Below are 15,138 nucleotides of genomic sequence, written 5' to 3' on the forward strand. Positions count from 1 at the left end.
TGCTGTAATACTGGCATGCATCGCAAGCGCGGCGCGAGATTGCTCAACAGCTTTGACCAACGCTGCTCTTCGGCAACCTCGTGTATGACGGGGAATCCTCGGGTGGCCACATCAATTTGATATGGATCCAATTGCGATGACCACTGCGACTCAAAACTCCATTCTTTCTCGCCTCTATCACTGGGAAAAAACCGCGCCGAACGCCGTTCACTTTGTGCAGCCCATAGGCAACGGGGAAGTCGAAGAATTGACTTGGGCACAGTGCATGGACCAAGTGCGACGCATGGCCGCGTATTTAAAGTCCTTGAACCTGCCAGACAAAAGTCAGATTGCTCTGATCGGTAAAAACAGCGCGCACTGGATGCTGGCCGACTGGGCGATCTGGATGGCAGGTCATGTCACCGTACCGCTGTATCCCACACTCAATGCCGAAACTGTGCGCTACATTCTTGACCACAGCGAGGCACGGCTGGTGTTCATCGGCAAACTTGATGACTGGGAGATGATGCGCGGCGGTATTCCCAAAGATCTACCCGGTGTGGTTTTGCCGCTGGCGCCCACTGATACCGGCTATACCGACTGGGCTACGCTTTGCGCTACGCAGACGCCGCTGGCCGGCGATATTGAACGCGATCCGCAGGAAATGGCCACCATCGTCTACACCTCAGGCAGCACTGGCCAGCCCAAAGGCGTGATGCATAGTTTCAATACATTCCGTGTCGTTGGAGAGATCTATTCCAAAATTCTCGGGTTCGGCCAGGAGGATCGCTGCCTGTCGTATCTGCCACTGGCGCACATCTACGAGCGCATGGGCGTGGAAATTCCGTCCTGTTACGCGGGTTTCAAAGTCTTCTTTGCAGAAAGCCTGCAAACGTTTCCGGCGGACCTGCGTCGCGCACGACCCACTGGCTTTCTTTCCGTGCCACGACTGTGGACCAAATTTGAATCCGCGGTGGACGCCAAGATACCGAAGAAAAAACAGCGAATCCTTTTTCGCATTCCCATTATCGGCAAGAAGGTCAAGCACAAGATCCTAATCCAGCTCGGCCTTCAGGATTGCCGCTTCGCTGCCACCGGCTCGGCGCCGCTGCCACCGACAACGGTCGAATGGTACCGCAGCCTGGGCCTAGAGTTGCTAGAAGGCTATGGCATGTCCGAAGATTTCGGCATCTCACACGTCACACGGCCTGGCGAGTCCAAAATCGGCTACGTCGGGCGGCCCAACGAAGGCGTCGAGGCGCGCATTGAAGCCAATGGAGAGATAGTAATCAAGAGTCCCGCAGGCATGATGGGCTATTTCAAAGATCCGGAGAAAACCGCTGAATCCTTCACCGCCGACGGCTTCTTCAAGACCGGTGACATGGGTGAGTACGACGCACAGGGCAAGCTCAGAATCACCGGTCGTATCAAGGAATTGTTCAAGACATCCAAAGGCAAGTACGTGGCGCCGGTACCCATCGAGAACCGCCTTGGCAGAAGTTCAAATGTGGAAGTGGCCTGTGTCGGCGGTGCTAATCAGCCTGCCACCCACGCCCTGATTTTGCTCTCTGAAGATCTGCGTGTAGCACTCGACAAGGGCGCCGATCGCAAGTCCGTAGAGAAGGAACTAATGCAGGCCATGGAAGAAGCCAACGCCGAGCTAGACCCACACGAACATCTGCAGTTTTTAGTTGTGGTCAAGGACGTGTGGACCATCGAAAACGAATTCCTCACGCCGACGATGAAGATCAAACGCAACGTCATTGAAAAGCACTACGCCGACCGAACAGATGGCTGGTACTCACAGCAGCAGAAGGTAATCTGGGAGTAGTGCCGCAGTTTACGCTCAATGCCTACGCAGTTAGGCATTGAGCCTTTCACACTCCAGCTTGGTTTAAACGACTGCATTCTTCTTTTCAAATTTTGTAAATTAAGAGCCACAGCACTACAGTTAGAACAGCGCTATGAAGGCAGAATAAATGCCATTAATAGATTGTGGTTTTAAAATAATCGGAAGTGGCTAACTTACCGTACTGATTAGTAGTGGACTGAAAAAGGCTTAATTATGCGTAAAAAACCCATCATCAGTACCTTGGCCACCTTGGTATGCCTGACCTTAGCAGGATGTGGCAATGATGGCTCGACGGCGAATGGTAAAGTACGTGCAGTCAGTGACATCAAGGCCTCTGGCGAACTTAGAGTGCTGATGCGCAATGCACCTACAATTTACTACTTAGATAAATACAACCATCCGGCTGGGCCGGAATACCAGATGGCCGAGGCATTTGCCGAGCATCTTGGGGTTAAGCTTGTTGTTGTGCTTGAAGAAACTATCAACGACACGTTGACCGCGCTGAAAGCCGGAAAAGCCGATATGGCGGCGTCTGGCCTCACCATCACGGACCAACGCAAATCACAGTTCCTTTTCACTAAACAAATTGAGAGCGTTACTGAGCAGTTAGTCTGTCGACGTGGTGGCAATGTAGCGAAATCATTAGAGCAGCTTAGCAAGGTCTCAATAGAGGTAGTCACGGGTAGTAGCTACGAAGAAACACTAGAGACCCTTAAACTTAGCAACCCTCAGTTAAGTTGGAAAAGTAATACGCAAACGGGCACTGAAGCGCTATTGCAAAAAGTGTGGAATAGCAAAATTGATTGCACCATAGCAGATTCAACTATTGTCGACGTGAATCGCCGCTTCATGCCAGAGCTTATAGTTTTACTAGACGTGAGCAAGCCGAAGTCACAAGCCTGGATGATGCCTAACAGTGGCAAATCACTCAAATCTGAAGCGGATACGTGGCTGAATAGCAGCGCAGGTAAAGCTATCGCCAAGACAGTACACAACCGTTATTACAGTTACATAGAGCAGTTTGATTTCGTCGATATACGCACTTTAACAAAGCGAATTGAAGACCGGCTGCCTAAGTATGAGTCGATCTTTGCCAAAGCGGCTAAAACGCACAATATCGATGAATCGCTAATGGCCGCGCAGGCCTACCAGGAATCGCATTGGGATGCCCAAGCCAAAAGCCCCACCGGGGTAAGAGGCATAATGATGCTGACTCAAAACACCGCAAAATCTTTGGGCGTAAAAGATCGCCTAAACCCCAAGGAAGCCATTCCGGCTGGCGCCCTGTATCTAGATCAGATGCGAGAAAAATTTGACGAGGCGATTCCCGAACCAGATCGCACCTATATGGCATTGGCTGCCTACAATATAGGTCGAGCGCATATGCACGATGCTCAGACCTTAGCGCGGAAACTCGGCAAAGACCCCAAAAAGTGGTCTGATCTTAGAGAAGTCCTGCCCATGCTGTCGGACAAGCGTTACTACAAAGATTTAAAATACGGATACGCACGGGGCTTAGAGCCGGTGCGCTATGTACAACGCATCCGCAACTACGAAGATATCATTAAAGAATACGACAACTGAGCCAGTGGTGCCGCCTAGCGCAAACACAAGCTTGTTTGTGCTAGACGGCATTGAATGGCTAAACTAATTTCCATCCACCTAAGATATTTGCAGAACTATAAAAGCAGCCTAACTACCCCCTAGCGAACACTGCCAATTCACATCCCTCCTCCATACAGGTGATCACTATCTCGGCCATAGCGGCTATCCTTGTCTCATTGTCACCATTAGATGGTAGGCGCCCAAGGATACGTTGATCTTCGTTTATTTTTGCGAGCTCAATCTTGATTCCGGCGTTTATAAGTGCTCAGCGAGTACGCTGATTTCGATCTCACATAATATAAACATCAAAAGAGCCTGATTATGCCAGCACCCCAATCCGCGTTTAGCCCTCTCACTATCGGGCCCATCACCTTGGCAAACCGTTTTATCAAGTCTGGTGCCAATGAAAATATGTACCGCAAGGGCTTCCCAACCAAAGCCTTGCTCAAACACCATCGCGAACTGGCAGCGGGTGGCGTGGGCTTAACGACCTTAGCCTATGCTGCAGTAGCCAAGATTGGCCGCACGTTGCCTGACCAACTTTGGCTGCGCGACGAGGTGATACCTGACCTAAAGGCGATCACTGATGCCATACACGCGGAGGGCGGCAAGGCGTCTTTGCAAATCACCCACGGCGGCTCGTTTGTTACCAGTATCTGGGTTCCTCGGCCCACTATCAGCGCGTCTAGCGGATTAAATGTCGCAGGCCTATTCCACGGTAATATCTGGCAACGGGCTATGAACGAAGACGATATGAGCCGAGTGATCAACGAATTTGCAGAGGGCGCAAAATTCGCCGAGCGCGCTGGCTTTGACGCGGTGGAAATTCACATGGGTCACGGCTACTTGCTGAACCAATTTATTTCACCGCTAAGTAACAAACGCAGTGACGAGTACGGTGGTAATGCCGCAAATCGCGCGCGCTTTCCTGCCCGCGTGCTTAGCGCTGTTAAACAAGCGGTAGGTGACAAACTCGCGGTTATCGCCAAAATCAATGTCGCCGATGGTGTGAGGCGCGGTTCGAACGCCGAAGATGCAGCGGTTACAGCGAAGGTACTGGAGGAGGCCGGAGCGGATTTGCTGGTACTTTCCGGTGGTCGCAATGTGGAATCCACGTGGTTTATGTTTGGCAGCCCAATGAATCAAGAGGCCTTTGCTGAGGTGTTTAAGTACAAACCCTTGCAGCGCCTGTTAATGAAAGCCGCCGCGATGGGAACACCCAAAGACCTAAAATTCAAAGAGATGTATTTTCGGGATTACTCCCTCAAGGTTAGAGAGGCGGTAACAATGCCGCTTGCCTATCTGGGCGGAATTAAAAGCTTAGCAAATATCGAACAGGCCATGTCAGATGGTTTTGATGCAGTAGTCATGGCTAGAGTACTGCTGCACGACGCCGCATTAGTGAACAAATTAAAAAGTGGCGAAATCTCCGCGTCAGGCTGCACTAACTGCAATGCCTGTATTCCACAGATCTACAATGAAGCGGGCACCTACTGTGTGTTAAACACACCCAACGATCCAGCACTGAATAAAATTCGCGCCGCTGAGTAGCATTTTCCCTTCAATGCAATTCCAAAACACTTAACAATAAATTTGCCCTCAGTCCCTTAGACGGGATCGAGGGCGGGGCGCACACACAAAAACAAACCGTCACCTATTTGACAAACTTATACCTACAGATTTGTTATCATCGCTAACATTTAGGCGCGATCTACGCGCCCATTGCTTAATAGAGGGAGTGGCAATGCGACTGATCAAGACTGTACTGCTGTTATTACTGCTGGTGCTTGCCATTGGCTTGTTTCTTATTAGTCGCCCGCTGACACCAGTCGGCCCTGCACTTGTGGCTAATACTCCAGTTGACCGCGCTGCAGCAGAGCTGCAAAGCGCCGTTGTGGTGGGCAGCAATTGGGACGGCACCGCCGAGGTATTCGACCCCGAATCCTTTGCGATTTTAGCGCGCTATAACCTGGTACCGGATATTGAGGAGCGCTTTGCCGAGATTAACGACAGCCTCTATCGACGCATTGCCGCGCGTTTTATTCGCACCGTAATCGGCGAAGGCAACGACCAGTTGGTAGACGACCTTTTCCCCTCAAAAGATGGCCGTTATCTATTTGTGTCTCGCCCAAGTTTCGCCGATGCCATCGCACTGGACGTCACGACCGGGAAAATCGCGTGGCGCACCAAGGTGAAAGGCGTTCGCTCTGACCATGCTGCGCTCTCGCCAGACGGCAAGATCTTTTTAATTTCTGCGTCTACCGGTGGCGTCGTTCATGCCATTGATACCGCCACCGGCGACATCGTCGATAACTTTTACCCAGGCGACCAGCCTCACGAAAGTAACTACTCCAAAGACGGCCAACGCATTTACCATGCCTCTATTGGCCGCGTGTTCGTACCCACAACAGCCGACTGGCTAGATGGACTCAAGGGCGAACGTCGCTTTGTCATTGCCGACGCCAACACCTACGAGGTACTAAACACCGTGGACATGCGCGAAAAGCTCGAGGAGTACGGCATGGACTGGGTGGATTCTGCAGTGCGCCCTATGGCGATCATGCCTGATGAAAGCTACGCCTATATGCAAATTTCCTTCTATCACGGATTCTTCGAATACGATCTGAAAAAACACCGCATCACTCGTCACCTTGAATTGCCGGTACCGCCACAAATTCAGGCGATGCCCCTGCGACAATACCAGCTTAATTCCGCCCACCACGGCTTGGCACTCAACCACACAGGCACAAAGCTATGTGTTGCCGCCACTATGTCTGGTTATGCGGCCATTGTGGATCGGGAAAGTTTCGAATACACCATTGTTACACTGTCAGAAGAGCCACTGGGCTCCAAGCCTTACTGGTCAACTGAAAGCGAAGACGGCAAGCACTGTTACGTGTCGAGCAGCGAACAGGATACCGTTGTCGTCATCGACTTTGAGACGGCTGAGCAAGTGGCCACCGTGCCGGTAGGTAACCACCCGCAAAGGATTCGCACCGGCAAATTATTGCTGCCCGCGCGTTAAGACTATTGGATGGATAAGTGCGGCAGTGAGATCCGCACTTGTCCTATTCAAAGGCCACCGACGGCTTTGCCAGTTGCTGCCATGATGAACATCCCATAAATCGTGACCGAATAAAATCGCGCCGCAACTCAACGCTACACGAAATAAAAAATTATTTTTTATGAAATCGTCACTTCGCGAAACTAACTAAAGTCTCGCCATTCAATGCTGCGCATTGCCTGCACCGCCGTTGACCGACGGCGATACGTAAACTACACCCAATCCAAATCTGATTTAGGCTTCCTTATTCAAACTGATGGCGCGCAAACAGCTTAAGTTTTAACGAAAATCCATATTGCTTCTAAGCAGAAGCGCTACCCGTTTTACTTAAAATATCGGTTATTGCACAGACACCAAAGAAACTATTTCCTTATTATTTCCAATAAGATCGGCCGCAGCAAACCCGCTTTTTTCAAACCAAAACTTGACTTAATCTCATAACATGCTAATTTTTTAGCACATGCTACATTTTTAGCAGACAACGAGAGCAATGAAATGGCAGAAAAGCTGAGTCGCAGAGAGCGCCAGATTATGGACGCGCTCTATGAGCAAGGTCGGATTAGTGCGCGGGATGTTCAAGACGCCATCCCCGAAGCGCCAGGATACTCGGCGGTGCGAGCACTATTAGCACGCTTGGTCGAAAAAGGCGATGTGGTGTCGATTCAAGAGGGACAGCGATTGTTATATCAACCCGCCAAACCCTTACAGCAGGCGCGTGGCTCAGCGTTGAAACGTTTGGTAAGTACCTTTTTTGGCGGCTCTGGTTTTAATGCGGCCACCGCGCTACTGGAACAAGAAGAGCTCAAGCCGGACGAACTCGAAACGCTCCAACGCCTAATTGATCAAGCACGTAAGCGCGACTAGGAGAGCAGCCATGCTCAGTGCCCAGTTGATATCTTCACTCTTCGAAACAACCTTGCTGCTAATAGCAGGTCGAGAGGTTTTAGAGTTGTGGCGCCACCGCCCCTCAAGATTACTTCAACGCTGCACATTCGTTCTGCTTACGGCAGCATTACTAAGTCTATTAATTAGCCCCTGGTTACGCCCACTGCTTTTACCTGTGCTTCCACACACTGTCATTCTCGACCCGATTACACTTACCCCTCAGAACGAACAACTGGCAAGCAACCCGCTGGTCGCGCTGCTCATGAAAATATATCTCGTGGGCGTATGCATATTAATTAGCTACTGGCTTATTAGTCTTCTCACATTGTTGTACAGCCACTACCACGCCACAGCGATACCCAATTCTCCCTGGCAAAGTCATTTATTAAACTTAAGTTCGCGCCGTATTCGCCTGCGCTGCACTCATCAGATAACTGGGCCAATGACGTGGGGCACGGTCTGGCCAGTAATCGCCGTACCAACGAAAGCATTGAACTGGTCGGATGCGCATATTCGCTGGGCACTGCAACACGAGATTAGCCACATTGAGAATCACGACTGGCTCACACAACAACTTGGGCGTTTGAGCTGTATATTTTTCTGGCCCATTCCGATTGTGTGGCAGATTTACCGAAGCATGTGCCAAGAAGCCGAAGTTGCCGCCGACCAACGTGCGCTACATGCAGGTGCAGCGCCAGCAGAATACGCAGCATGGTTGCTTTGTCAGGCGAGAGGTGTGCGCACCACGGCGGGTGTTGCATTGGCGCCGACATCCAGTCTGGGATACCGCTTACGGAATATACTAGACCCGCGGCAAGGCGAATCTTGTAAAGCTTCACCCACGATTTTGCCGTGGCTATTACTAGCGTTAGTAATGGCTTTACCGCTAGCTGCGATTCAATTCACCACCTTGCAAGTAACTCACACACCTCAATTTGGTGAAGCGGCGTGGCAAAGATCCCGGCCGGTTGTCATTGCCGAACCCGGTACTGCGCTCTTAAAACGTTTAGCTTCACCGCTAGAAGCACAGGCCATCCAACTCCCGCCCGCCCCTCCCACGGTCGACCGCGCGCCGCGGTATCCGCCCGCCAATGCGCCACCGTAATCTTCATTGAAGTAAATCAACTCATTTATCTTTCGTAACCACCTATCGGTTTCCAAAACAGGACACCGAGAGGGATATCTGCGCGTTAACAACGCGATTGGAGAGTAACTATGACTGCAATAAGTGCCAATGCACAGGCAAATAACGCCATTCCAATTCCGCACCAGCTATATCGCATACCCTGCCTAATACTTGGAGCACTCGCGGTAACAGTACTGATCTTGCTATTGATGGAACGATTAGTACACAACGATATGCTCGCCCCACCCGAGCAGGGGCCTCACAAAATTAACACCGTAGTAATGGACCCACCCGGACCGCCGGAGATACTGCCGCCACCATTTGTTCGTCCCGAGCCTGTTGAACCTCCGCCAGAAATGCCACCAATAACCCAAACTATTGCGAAGAATGTCGATTTCACAATTGACCTAACACCACCTTCACATAGCGAAAAAATTAGCCACAATCATTCGGGGCCGACCGATTCCACCGCCATTCCAATCGTGCGAATAGCACCAGATTACCCCAACAGAATGGCCACCCGAGGCATTGAGGGCTACGTGGATTTAATATTTGATATTTCTACTGCCGGTGTACCCACAAATATACGAGTCACCGAATCAGAACCAGAAGGTGCTTTCGACAAAGCTGCAATACGCGCCTTGGCAAGATGGAAGTATCGACCTAAACAAGTCGATGGTTATCCGGTGACACAAACCGGCCAGCAAACTCGAATTCGATTTGACCTGAGCGACTGACCCAACAGTCACAGCGCCACGAAAGACAACTCGTATTAAAAATTTCGGCGCGTGAGAAAACTGATTTCCCTAGTATTCACGTAATAGAAAAGACATTCAGAGAGTCGTCGCCGCAGGCCGATGGGGCGCGAATAAGGTCGCAGCGCGATTCTCTGCTAATGTACTGAAGCCGCATACCGTAAAATTTATTCAGTATTGGCCAGCCGACTAACGGATCTATAAAAATGTGTGTATTGCTAAAACTATGACAGACACCCTCACCTCGGCGCTACTAAACAATCCGCAGTATGCCCTCGCTATTGTGTTCCTAAATGCGCTCTGCGAGGCCACTGTCTTAGTGGGGCTGTTTGTTCCCGGCGCGGTGCTTGTGGTCGTCACGACATTTATTTACTCACAGGGCATTGCGACTATTCCAGAGATTATGTCCGCCGCGTTTATGGGCGCCTTGCTTGCGGACAATGCCGGTTATCACCTGGGAAAGCTCGCCGGCCCTAAATTTCACGAATCGGGCTTTGCGCTGCGTTACGCTTCTAAATTGCAAAAAGCCGAGAATTTAATACAGCGCTTTGGCTGGGGCGCGATACTTATTGGTCGCTTGTTAACGGCCATCCGCAGTATTGTTCCACTGTTGACTGGCATCAGCGGTTTTTCTGCGTGGCGGTATTTGATCTTTGATATTCTTGCCTGTGCTATTTGGGCAATGGGGCTTGGCTTAATTATCACCGGCGTGGATGGCGTTATAGGCTGAGACATACGCTAAGCATCCCAGCGCTTTCGCTACGCCAATATCCAAGACTCGAAACGCGCTTGCAATAGCCTCTCTGTTCCCCGACTATCGGGGTTGGATATCTGCCTCACTCGTCGTTCAACTTACGCCTCGGGCGACGTTGGCAACGCCAATAGATATTAGAATAAGGCCCTCGCAGCGAACTCAGTATTTACTATGCCGACATGCTCTCTCATGCAATTACCTAAACGGCGGCACTTAGCCTTTGGCGCGGCGCTTGGTATTGTATTGATTCCCGGCCCTGCGCTGGCGCACAGCTTCGGTGAGGTCTTCACCCTGCCGATGCCCTTCTGGCTCTATGGTTGGGGCAGCGCCGCTGCACTTATTTTGTCGTTTTTACTTATTGCCCTTAGCGCCGGAAACGCACTACCCGCAACAAGCACAGGCCGCGATTTAAGCCAACATCGCTCGATCAGATTGATGCGCAAACTACACCTGAAAACCCTGGCGCAATCTCTTAGCGTTGGCGCGCTGTTACTCTGCATTGTTAGTGGCCTTTGGGGCGTTCGCAGCCCCTATGGCAATTTCAATATGACTTTCTTCTGGATTGTTTTTTTACTCGGAGCCAGCTATGGCAGCGCGCTGTTTGGCAATATTTATTCAGTCATCAATCCCTGGTATTGCCTAAGCGCCGCCATCAACCGCTTCTGCAGGGCCTTTGACCGTGCCCGCGTCACATGGCCTTCATGGCTAAGCTATTGGCCGGCAATTTTGCTTTATGGCGCGCTCATTTGGCTGGAACTTCTCGGCGCCAGTACGCCCTATGTACTATCTATTATGCTACTGGCTTATAGCCTATTGAACCTTGTGGCGGTCGCCGTTTTCGGTAGCCGCAACTGGTTTCGCTACGGCGAAATATTCAGCGTCTTATTTGCTCTGCTCTCGCGACTTTCGCCACTGGAATATATTGCAACTGACCGAGGACAAGCTGCAAAACACACTGAGCCCGGCAAGTTACAGCTGCGCTGGCCGCTGGCGCACTTAACCGACTTGCGAGTAGGCCATTGGAGTTTGCTGATCTTTATTTTGTTTATGCTGTCGTCTACTGCCTTCGATGGTCTGCATGAAACCACATTATGGAAGCAATGGTTCTGGCTAGATTTGTATCAAAATCTGCTACGCGATTTCAGCAGCAGCAATCCCTTGGCGGCGTTTCCACAAATGCGCCAGTGGTTTGTTTACTGGCAAGGATTCTGGTTGTTTGCGTCTGTGACGCTATATTTGCTCGCCTATTTATTAAGCCTGCAGCTGGGCAAGTGGCTGGCGAATAGTTCGCACAGTATCACCGAACTAGCACTGGGTTTTGCGCCGTCACTGCTACCCATTGCACTGGCATACCACATAGCGCATTACTACACCCTCATTCAAACTCAAGGCATTAAAATTATTAGTCTGATATCAGACCCGCTAGGCCGCGGCGACAATATTTTTGGCACCGCCAACTGGCTGCAGCGGCAGTTTATTCCCGATGCAAATACCGTTTGGCATATTCAATTAGGCAGTATTTTAATTGGCCACGTTCTCGGCGCACTGGTGGCACACCGGCTCGCGCAGCGTTTGTTTGAAGGTGAGCGGAAAGTCATTCTGAGCCAGCTACCGATGCTGGCGCTAATGGTCGGCCTGACCACCAGCGGCTTGTGGATTCTATCGCTACCCCACTGACGCACGGCAAACCTGATAAAGCACAGGTAAAAAAAAGCCCGGACATAGCCGGGCATATTAAAGAACAACTTATTTAAGGCGCGAAACTACCTTCCGGTGGTGCCGGCCGCAATATACCGCCGGGATTAATCACGCCGCCTCGTCCTTGTATAGCCGCACTCGATGCTTCGGTGAGCTCCCAGGTTCGCAGATAGGCCTCGGCAGAGTTAAATAGGTGCTTGGTCTGCTGTGCAGGCTTATCACTATCAATGACCACCTCTTCAACAAAGTCGGCGAGCATACCGTAGTGCGCATTGCCGTCCACGTCTTCATGCCACGTGCGCACCACTTCGCCGTCGACATTGGCACTGGCGGGTTGCGAAAAGACAATCGGCTGCACATTGGCAAACCCGGTCAAACTAGTGAACGGCTCGCCATCAAACAGGGTGAACGGATAGGTGATGGGGTTTTCAGGGTTGTTGCGCGGGCCACTCTGCGCCGACAGACCATTGGTGTCGGTGCCGTAGCCAAAGCCGAATAATAGTGGCTCCAACCCTTTGGCAGCGCGCAGCGCCATTGCCGCGGTGTATATGCCAGCGGTTTCGTCCATATCTTCACGGAAGCCACGACTTGACCCGTTGCTGGGATATAGGAAGCCGCCGTTAGCCAACATCCGCGTCGCCTGATCTATAGTGGTGCCACCAAACGTGCCATGAGTCGAGACAAAGGGGTAGGCCGGCGTCTGCGCCTCGGCCAATTCTAGGGCTTGGGTTTTCATGCCCATTTCCATGTGATCCCAGTCAAACAGGAATCCCAACTCCATCATTTTACTGTAGGTATACAGACCTGCCGGCGTCATCCAGCGCGCATTACACTGATTTATGTCTGCCGGATAACAGGGCGTAGAACCGCCGGAACGCCCTCCCTGACCAGTTGGAATACATGGAGGCTGGGGCAAATAGCTTTGAACGGCGCCGCCGCTGCTACCCCACAGATAACCACTAAAGCCCGGCGTTACACCCTCAATCGGACAGTTATAAGTTGTCCACCATTCGCCGGTAGGAAGCTCCGTATTCGGCAGATTGGCTATCAATGATTCAAACTGGGATTGATTGGGCTGACCAGAAAATAGGTCTAGCAATCCAGCGATATCACCCGAGGGCACACCGCCGCTATTTTCGCGGTTACCTAGGTTAAGAATGAGGCCATCGAAAATACCGTTCCCACCAAAGGCATTGTCAAATTCGTGGATGGAAATAATCTGCCGCACACCCCAGTCCTTTATCCGCTGCATCTGGGTAAGTATCGAGTTAGGTTTGCCCTCTTCCGTGGTGCAGTTGTACTTATTCTCCAAGAAGCCGCTGTTATCCGAAGGCTCCTCTTCAGGACCCAGCTGACGCAGCGGGTTGTACTTGACCTTGCAATCAAACAAATTGGAAATTTCTATGCCCAACACCACGGCGATTTTGCCGTCTTCGATAACGCTGCGCGCCTTACTCGGCGTGTGCACTATCTGGAAAAAGCCTTTGCCGGGGCCACCGTATTGCGCGTCGATGTAATTTTCCATCGCGTACATAGTGCCGGCCTGACGACCCGCATTGTTCATTGAATTACAGTCGCGCAGAGGATCGGAGCTCACGTTACGCTGAAGCTCACAAAGCGTTTCATTGTCGACCAAGTCGTTGACGATCACTCGTAATCCGCCCGCCCAAGCGCGCTCTATCCACTTCCAGTAAATGGCTTCGTGGGTAAGATTGTCCCGCGATGGCCAATCAGAAAAGCTTGGATAGCCGTCAGTGGCATGACCATCAACGTCCTGTGTGAACAGACCACCGATCAGATCTAAATGACCGGTCTCGCCGTGAGCGCCACTGCAGTTGCCCAGGGCGTGCTCTACGCCGAATTTATGAAAGGGGTGCCCCCAATGGCCGCCGCCTAAAAATTCAGTTGCGCTTATATGAACATGGGCGTCGGCATGGCCCAGTACGCTGCCATCTGGCTGTGTGCCTTTGAAGGGTTCGCCGGTAAAATTACTCTGCGCCTCAGGGAAGTTAGCGCAGCCACTCGTTGTTTCAAAACTAAAACTATCAAGGTTGCCGTCGGCATTGGCGGCGGTTTTAGCCGCACCGCTGCCATCGACTATCAGTTCCCTCGCAGTAACATCAGAGCCAATCGTGAAAGCATTTGAACGGACCAGCGGGTCCTGGAATTCTTGCCACAAGGTCACTTGTTCAGCGCTGGGTTCAACATTAATAGCCGGAGTTGCGGGATAATCCGTGGTATCTCCTACCGCCAATACGGTCCACTCGGCGTTATCGGTCGCCGCTGCAATAGCCACATTCGCTAGATTACCATTGCCAGCGGCGGCTACTAGCTCACGGCTGGCACTGTAAATCATGTATTTACCCAAAGCCGTGGGTTTCAAGTAAAACGGTTCTGCCCCAGCCACGTCGGCCGCCGAGGCGCGATAACCCGCGCCATCAGCGGCGAGATACTGACCGCTGGCGTTGTCTTTAATCGCCCAGCAGGCATTGCTCAAATCGTAACGGGTAAGGCGGTTGTCTTCATTGTCGTCAGCGGCGTCGGCGCAACCGTCGTCGGCCAAGTCAATTTTGCCATCTAGATCATTGTCGATACCGTCGGCACACTGAACTGGGGCTACCGGATCGGTTTCATCGTTATCTGTCGCGCTGTCGCAGCCGGGGTCGGCTAAGTCAATTTTGCCGTCTGAGTCGTTGTCGACGCCATCGGCACACTGGGCTGCTGGCACTGGATCGGTTTCATCGTTATCTGCAGCGCTATCGCAGCCGGGGTCGGCTAAATCAATTTTACCATCTGAGTCATTGTCGATACCGTCGGCACACAGCGCTGCAGGCACTGGATCGGTTTCGTCATTATCGCCTACGCTATCGCAACCGGGGTCAGCCGAATCAACTTTGCCATCTTCGTCATTGTCTATGCCGTCTGAACATTCCGGCGGTGTCACCGGATCAATTTCATCGTTGTCACTGGGGCTAGTGCAGCCGGGATCGGCTAAATCAATTTTGCCATCTTCGTCATTGTCTATGCCGTCAGAACATTGCGCGTCTGCTACTACCGGATCGGTTTCGTCATTGTCGCTAATGTTCGCGCAACCGGGGTCGGCCAAATCGATTTTGCCGTCCAGGTCATTGTCGATCCCGTCAGCACATTGCGCCAATGGCGCAGGATCCGTTTCGTCGGTATCACTCGCGCTACTGCAACCGGGGTCGGCGGGAAAGTCGATCAAATTGTCACCGTCGTTATCGCGGTTGTCAGAACACGCCGCAGGCGTCGGGTTAGAGCGTGGGGTGGTAGATACGGAATCACCGCCACAGGCCGCCAATAAGAAAGTGATACTGAGCGCAACTAAGGCTCTGGATATATACAACATCGGTGGTGCTCCCATAATTATTCTAGCACTGCGGCGACGGGTGGAACTGA

10 protein-coding genes are annotated in these 15,138 nt (G+C 51.7%); 9 read left to right on the forward strand and 1 reads right to left on the reverse strand.

All coding sequences use genetic code 11. The features are described from left to right. Positions 1-136 precede the first annotated feature (136 nt). The 9 genes from KXJ70_RS07275 (at position 137) to KXJ70_RS07315 (ending at position 11,697) form a co-directional block, all read left to right on the forward strand. Positions 137-1,810 carry an AMP-binding protein gene (locus KXJ70_RS07275; protein WP_219042755.1) on the forward strand — a complete coding sequence of 558 codons (1,674 nt, stop codon included), beginning with the start codon at positions 137-139 and terminating at the stop codon, positions 1,808-1,810. A gap of 234 nt (positions 1,811-2,044) precedes the next feature. Further along, a complete protein-coding gene (gene mltF, locus KXJ70_RS07280) occupies positions 2,045-3,415 on the forward strand; it encodes a membrane-bound lytic murein transglycosylase MltF (RefSeq protein ID WP_219042756.1) in 1,371 nt (456 codons plus the stop codon). Between the two features lie 342 nt (positions 3,416-3,757). Next, a complete protein-coding gene (locus tag KXJ70_RS07285; RefSeq protein WP_219042757.1) occupies positions 3,758-4,987 on the forward strand; it encodes an NADH:flavin oxidoreductase in 1,230 nt (409 codons plus the stop codon). Positions 4,988-5,180: 193 nt separating this feature from the next. After that, positions 5,181-6,461, forward strand: a complete 1,281-nt coding sequence (locus KXJ70_RS07290) for a YncE family protein (protein WP_219042758.1) — start codon at positions 5,181-5,183, stop codon at positions 6,459-6,461. A 534-nt stretch (positions 6,462-6,995) separates the two neighbouring features. Further along, positions 6,996-7,364: a BlaI/MecI/CopY family transcriptional regulator gene (locus KXJ70_RS07295; protein ID WP_219042759.1), complete on the forward strand. Its 369-nt coding sequence runs from the start codon at positions 6,996-6,998 to the stop codon at positions 7,362-7,364. Between the two features lie 10 nt (positions 7,365-7,374). Further along, positions 7,375-8,490, forward strand: a complete 1,116-nt coding sequence (locus KXJ70_RS07300; protein ID WP_219042760.1) for a M56 family metallopeptidase — start codon at positions 7,375-7,377, stop codon at positions 8,488-8,490. A gap of 110 nt (positions 8,491-8,600) precedes the next feature. After that, positions 8,601-9,248 carry an energy transducer TonB gene (locus KXJ70_RS07305; protein WP_219042761.1) on the forward strand — a complete coding sequence of 216 codons (648 nt, stop codon included), beginning with the start codon at positions 8,601-8,603 and terminating at the stop codon, positions 9,246-9,248. Between the two features lie 244 nt (positions 9,249-9,492). Then, positions 9,493-9,996: a DedA family protein gene (locus tag KXJ70_RS07310; RefSeq protein WP_219042762.1), complete on the forward strand. Its 504-nt coding sequence runs from the start codon at positions 9,493-9,495 to the stop codon at positions 9,994-9,996. 213 nt (positions 9,997-10,209) lie between these two features. Further along, a complete protein-coding gene (locus tag KXJ70_RS07315; protein ID WP_219042763.1) occupies positions 10,210-11,697 on the forward strand; it encodes a hypothetical protein in 1,488 nt (495 codons plus the stop codon). A gap of 73 nt (positions 11,698-11,770) precedes the next feature. Here the strand turns inward: KXJ70_RS07315 and KXJ70_RS07320 are convergent, their stop codons facing one another. Then, positions 11,771-15,088 (reverse strand): hypothetical protein, encoded by a 3,318-nt coding sequence (locus KXJ70_RS07320; protein ID WP_219042764.1) that lies wholly within the window; start codon positions 15,086-15,088, stop codon positions 11,771-11,773. Between the last annotated feature and the right edge of the window lie 50 nt (positions 15,089-15,138).

Origin of the sequence: Zhongshania aquimaris (assembly GCF_019312595.1) — a bacterium.
Taxonomy (GTDB): Bacteria; Pseudomonadota; Gammaproteobacteria; order Pseudomonadales; family Spongiibacteraceae; genus Spongiibacter; species Spongiibacter aquimaris.